The 6084-nt window shown below is 31.3% G+C and carries 3 protein-coding genes; all 3 read left to right on the forward strand.

All coding sequences use genetic code 11. From position 1 onward, the window contains the following. Window positions 1-343: 343 nt before the first annotated feature. The 3 genes from ACIQ56_RS13425 to ACIQ56_RS13435 all read left to right on the forward strand — a co-directional run bounded on the left by ACIQ56_RS13425 (window position 344) and on the right by ACIQ56_RS13435 (window position 5811). Complete coding sequence (locus ACIQ56_RS13425; protein ID WP_397601558.1) at window positions 344-2044, forward strand: aminotransferase class V-fold PLP-dependent enzyme; 1701 nt, start codon at window positions 344-346, stop codon at window positions 2042-2044. 106 nt (window positions 2045-2150) lie between these two features. After that, window positions 2151-4673, forward strand: a complete 2523-nt coding sequence (lon, locus tag ACIQ56_RS13430) for an endopeptidase La (RefSeq protein WP_397601559.1) — start codon at window positions 2151-2153, stop codon at window positions 4671-4673. Window positions 4674-4707: 34 nt separating this feature from the next. Continuing rightward, window positions 4708-5811, forward strand: a complete 1104-nt coding sequence (locus ACIQ56_RS13435; RefSeq protein WP_397601560.1) for an ATP-binding protein — start codon at window positions 4708-4710, stop codon at window positions 5809-5811. Window positions 5812-6084 lie beyond the last annotated feature (273 nt).

Genomic DNA, 6084 nt, shown 5'->3' on the forward strand with positions numbered 1-6084 from the left:
CTTCTAAAAATGCAGAGATAACTTCTTTTGTAATTTTCTTTGGTAATTGCTCAAAACGCGCAGATACATCAGCAATGATTAAGCTTGTAGGAACAGTAGTTAATAAACTTTTACTTTTAGCCATAATAAAAAAACTCCATGTGTTAATTAAAGAGACCGATTGCCCGGAAATTTGTATTTACATTTCATTCTTCGATAATGCAAGATTTGCAGTAAAAAAATCTGATCCAATTTACCGAAAAGATTTTTTATAGAAAATATAATGTTCAATTTCTATAAGTTCATATAAAAGATTTCATTCAGACATTCGTTTTCTACTCGTTATTTGGGATCGAAAATAATTATGAAAAATTCCTCTTTAATATCTCGATATTTCTTCCCTTCTGTCAAAGATAAAGAGTTTAATAAATGGGCAAATATTACACTCGAAGCAGCTCTTAATTTTTTACACAATCGAGATGGACAAAAACTCCATGCAGAAATTTCACCAAATGAAATATCAAATTTTTTTAGAACCATAGAAATCCCTGAAAGAGGAGAAAATATCCCTACTGTTTTAAAAGAAACAATTGAAAAGATAGTTAAAAACTCAGTTCGAGTTTCGCATCCAAATTATATTGGACATATGACTGGAGCGACTCCTAATTTTTTATTATTATGTGATATAATAATAAGCGCTTTGAATCAAAATGTAGTTAAAATTGAAACCGCATTATCTGCTACATATGTTGAATGGCAAACATTATGCTGGCTGCATAATTTAATTTATAATAAAGAAAAATCTTTTTATAATCATATTTTAAATAACTCAGACATAGCAGTTGGAAATTATTGTAGCGGTGGCACAGTAGGAAATCTAACCGCTCTGGTAACAGCAAGAAATATTCTTTTTCCAAATATTCATAAAATAGGGATATACGAAGCTTTTAAAAAGGCAGATTGCACACGAGCGGTTCTATTAGTAAGTCAACGAGGACATTATTCAATAAAAAAAACTGCTGCTATCATGGGAATTGGTGAGCAAAATGTTATTACAATTCCTTGTGATATATTTACAAATAAGATTAATGTCCCTGAATTAGAAAATACGATTCAAAAATTGCTTCATGAAAAAACAAAAATTATTTCCATTATTGGTGTTGCAGGAACAACAGAGACGGGAAATATTGATGATTTAAAAAAACTCTCTCAAATTTGTACTAAACATAAAATATGGTTTCATGTCGATGCTGCCTGGGGAGGAGCTTTATTATTAAGCAGCAAGCACAAAAAACGACTTGAAGGAATTGAAAATGCCGATTCTGTTGTCATTGATGGACATAAATTTTTATATTTAACCATGTCACATGGAGCTGTTCTTTTCAAAAATGAACATTCCTTAGACACAATAAGACATACTGCTAAGTATATTATTAGAGAAAGTAGTGTTGACTTAGGAAGAACAACAATAGAAGGCAGCAGAAGATTCGATTCTCTTAAACTTTGGTTTTGCTTTAAAGCCATTGGAAGACAAGGGTACCAAACACTAATTGATAAGGCTATTGAAAATGCTTTTTTATTATCCCAAATGGCTGAAAGCCATCAATCGTTTGAAGCAACAAATAAACCAGAAACAAGCATTTTAACTTACAGATATTTACCAAAATCTCTAAAAATTCAAATAAAAATAATTTATGATATTTGGAATTTAAAAAATAAAGATAAACTTGAAAAAATCAAAATTCATTTTCCTAAAATTAAAAATAATTTTGATTTAGTAATAAGACAATTAAATTTATTTTTAAATGAAATTAATATAAATATACAAAAAAAACAGCGTAAAGACGGAAAAAGTTTTGTTTCACGAACGACTCTAGAATCTATTTGGAAAAGCCAAGAAATTGTCGTACTGCGAGCAGTTCCTTTTCATCCACTAACTAATCAAGAAACATTTACCGAAATTCTAACTGAACAAGAGATATTAGGTGACTTTTTCTTTAATAATGAAAAAGAAAACTTTTTCAAAAAAACACCAGATGCTTTTTGTTTATTTAACGATTTTTAAGTGTTAGATACTTAAAACAGATTGGTATTGCCAATCCTTTTAAATGTCATAGAATAGTTATGTTGAGGTTGAATTTTTCTACATGACCGCAAAGGAGTAGCTCTATATGGCTGATAAAAAAACAACTAGCCGAACATTACCGCTTTTGCCTTTGAGGGAATTACTCGTATTTCCACACACTGTAGTCCCACTGTTTGTAGGGCGTGAAAAAAGCATAAAAGCCCTCGATGACGCTATGGCACGAAATAGAGAAATTTTTCTTGCCGCACAAAAAAAACCAAAGTCGAATGATCCATTACCTGAAGAAATCTATGAATTTGGAACAATAGCACAAATTTTACAATTATTAAGACTTCCAGACGGAACAGTTAAAATATTAGTGGAAGGAAAAAAACGCGGCCGCATTTTAAAATATGTTGAATCGAACGAAATGCTCGTTGTAGACATTGCTGAAATTCAAGAGCCTAATGGAAGATCTGCTGAAAATGAAGCTCTTGTTCGAACAGTAAAACAAGCTTTCGATACTTATGTTAAGTTAAATAAAAAAGTACCACCAGAAATGGTCTTTTCAATTTCCAGCATTGAAGATGAAAGCAGACTAGCAGACACACTTGTTGTGCAACTTGCTAATTTAAAACTTGCTGACAAACAAAGAATATTAGAAACCATCGACCCTGCAAAAAGATTAGAAGAAATATTTAGTATTATTCAATCTGAAATTGAAATTTTACGCGTTGAGAAAAAAATAAGAGCTCGTGTAAAACGTCAAATGGAAAAGACACAAAAAGAATATTATTTGAATGAACAAATGAATGCCATTCAAAAAGAACTTGGCAATGCTGATGATATTCGCACAGAAATTGCTGAAATCGAAAGTAAAATTAAAACAAAAAAATTAAGTGATGAAGCAAAAGAAAAGCTTAAAAAAGAAGTTAAAAAACTTCGCAGCATGAGCCCAATGAGCGCAGAAGCCACTGTTGTTCGAAATTATATCGATACGGTGCTTTCACTCCCTTGGGCTGATTATGCTCCTACAATTAAAGATCAAATTTTTGCTGAAGATGTTTTAAATGAAGATCACTTTGGACTTGAAAAAGTAAAAGAAAGAATCTTAGAATATCTAGCAGTAACAAGCTTATCTGATAAAATAAAAGGACCTATTTTATGTTTAGTTGGTCCTCCAGGAGTTGGTAAAACAAGTCTTGCAAAAAGTATTGCACGTTCAACAGGAAGAAACTTTTCTCGCATTGCACTTGGCGGTGTAAGAGATGAAGCAGAGATACGTGGACATCGCAGAACTTATATTGGAGCAATGCCAGGAAAAATTTTAAACGCAATTAAAAAAGCAGGTAGCGGAAATCCTGTCGTTCTTCTAGATGAAATTGATAAAATGAGCTCCGATTTTCGTGGAGATCCTTCAAGTGCCATGCTTGAAGTGCTTGACCCAGAACAAAATCACGCATTTAATGATCACTATCTTGATTTAGATTATGATCTTTCCCAAATTTTATTTATTGCTACTGCAAATAGTTTAAATGGTGTTCCGAAACCGCTCTTAGATCGTATGGAAATTATTCATCTAAGCGGCTATACAGAACAAGAAAAAATTAATATTGCACAACAACATCTCATTCAAAAAGCAGTAAAATCAAATGGGCTTGATAAATCTGAATTAAAATTTGATAATTCTGCGTTAGAAGAATTGGTACGTTACTATACTAGAGAAGCTGGAGTAAGAAATTTAGAACGAGAAGTTTCAAGTATATGCCGTAAAATAGCTAGAGAACTTCTTAAAAACAACAAAAAAACTACTTCTAAATCAACAAAAGAAATAAAAGAAGTTAAAGATAAAGAAATAAAAGAAACTCCAGAAGTAATAAAGACTGTTTCTTTAGAAGGTTTAAAAGCTCCTTTAATTGATGCTGCGTTAGTTCAAAAATATCTTGGACCAAGAAAACATAGCATTGGGGAAAAAGAGTTAAGAAATGAAATCGGAGTTGGTCAGGGACTCGCTTACACAGAAGTTGGCGGCGATTTATTAGTAACCGAAGTAGCTGTCATGAGCGGCAAAGGAAATTTAAAAATTACGGGAAAACTTGGGGATGTCATGCAAGAATCCGCACAAGCTGCCTTTAGTTACGTTAGATCAAGAGGCGCTTTCCTTGGCCTTGAAGATGAATTCTATTCAAAAATAGATATTCATGTTCACTTTCCTGAAGGCGCCATTCCTAAAGATGGACCAAGTGCAGGTATCACGATGGCAACAGCTTTAGTAAGTGCCCTAACGAAAAAACCTTTTAATCGTGAAGTTGCTATGACAGGCGAAATCACACTCCGTGGACGTGTCTTGCCAATTGGAGGTCTTAAAGAAAAATTACTTGCTGCTCATCGTGGTGGAATTAAAAAAGTAATTATTCCAAAAGAAAATGAACGTGATTTATTAGAGATTCCTAAAAATATTCTTCAACAACTCGAAATTGTACCCGTTGATCATATGGATACTGTTTTGCTTCATGCAATTGCTTGGGAAAGTGATGACGCTTTAGAAACAAAACTAAAAAACTCTCAAGCAATGACATTAGCAAATGTCACTGGCACAAAAGGAAATCAACCACTTATTCATCATTAATTTAAAGTAACTCTTTAATTATTGAGAAAAAAAAATGGGAACTCCTATTTCTAAAGACTCTCGTGATATTGAAGAATTAAAAAAACAGTGGATTGCTATGATAGATACCATAGCAGATCCACTTGTATTAATAGATAATAATTATAATATTATTCGATTAAATAACTCATATCTTCAAATTATATTAAAAAAAAATCCAAATATAAATTACCTCTCTTTAATTAATAATAAATGCTATATTGCTTTTGCTAATAAAGATTCTCCATGTAAAGATTGTTTATTAAAACAAACAAATGAAAAAACATCTGATATTGAATGGACTACCTCAGAACTATTCCCAGATCAAACGTATACGATTAGGGCTCATATTATGAATAGCATAGGGGTGAATAATATCCGTTACGTTATTCATTATCGTGATATAACACTTCAAACACAACTCCAAAAAAGATTAGCGCATGCAGATAAATTAGCAGCTATTGGAAAACTTGCTAGTGGAGTTGCTCATGAAATTAATAGCCCATTAGCTGGCATACTTGCGTTTACACAAATTTTAATGTCTGAAATTGATAAAAAAAATCGTCACAGAGAAGATTTAGAACAAATAGAATCTGCCGCTAAAAAGTGTAAAGAAATTGTGGATAATCTTTTAAGTTTTGCAAGACATGAAACTAAAATAGTAGAAAAACATGAAATTCATCTCATAGCCGAAATTCAAAAAACATTAAAATTAGCAAAAGGATTTTTACAGCAAAAACATATTAAAATTGATTGGAATATTGAAAATAACAATGACATTATTCTTGGTGATTCTGGTCAAATTGGACAAATATTTTTAAATTTAATTACAAATGCAATTCAAGCTATGAAAAATGGTGGGGTTCTTTCATTTGAGAGAATGGATGAAGAAAAATTTATTTATATCATCATTGAAGACACTGGAAGTGGAATTAAGCCAGAAATTATCGATAAAATATTTGATCCTTTTTTTACTACAAAACCTGTTGGTGAAGGAACAGGTTTAGGACTTTCAATTACTTACTCATTAGTAAAACAACATGGTGGAGAAATTTCTGTTACATCAATTCCAAATGAAGGGACTAAATTTAAAATAAAACTTCCTAAAAAAATAGATTAAGATTTCATAATAAATTTTTAAGCTCATATTATAATTTGTAAATCATATCTTTAATATCAGAATTTAAATCAGCACTATCGCAAAGACAATTCCAAATATATTTTATAGCACCCCCATATATACTTTCACGGTAGCAATTTTTAACCCATGAAACATATAAAATTTTGTTTTCTGAAAGTGTCCTCCCAATAAGTGCATTTTACAAACACAATGAATGGAATTAAATTTTTTATAGAGAGTGGTTTTTGATTTTGTTGATAGTATCAAGATAAT

The sequence above is a fragment of the Silvanigrella sp. genome, from assembly GCF_044369315.1.
Taxonomy (GTDB): domain Bacteria; phylum Bdellovibrionota_B; class Oligoflexia; order Silvanigrellales; family Silvanigrellaceae; genus Silvanigrella.

Coding starts and splice junctions, on each gene's coding strand:
- ACIQ56_RS13435 (WP_397601560.1), top strand. CDS start 4,708: ATGGGAACTCCTATTTCTAAAGACTCTCGTGATATTGAAGAATTAAAA.
- lon (WP_397601559.1), top strand. CDS start 2,151: ATGGCTGATAAAAAAACAACTAGCCGAACATTACCGCTTTTGCCTTTG.
- ACIQ56_RS13425 (WP_397601558.1), top strand. CDS start 344: ATGAAAAATTCCTCTTTAATATCTCGATATTTCTTCCCTTCTGTCAAA.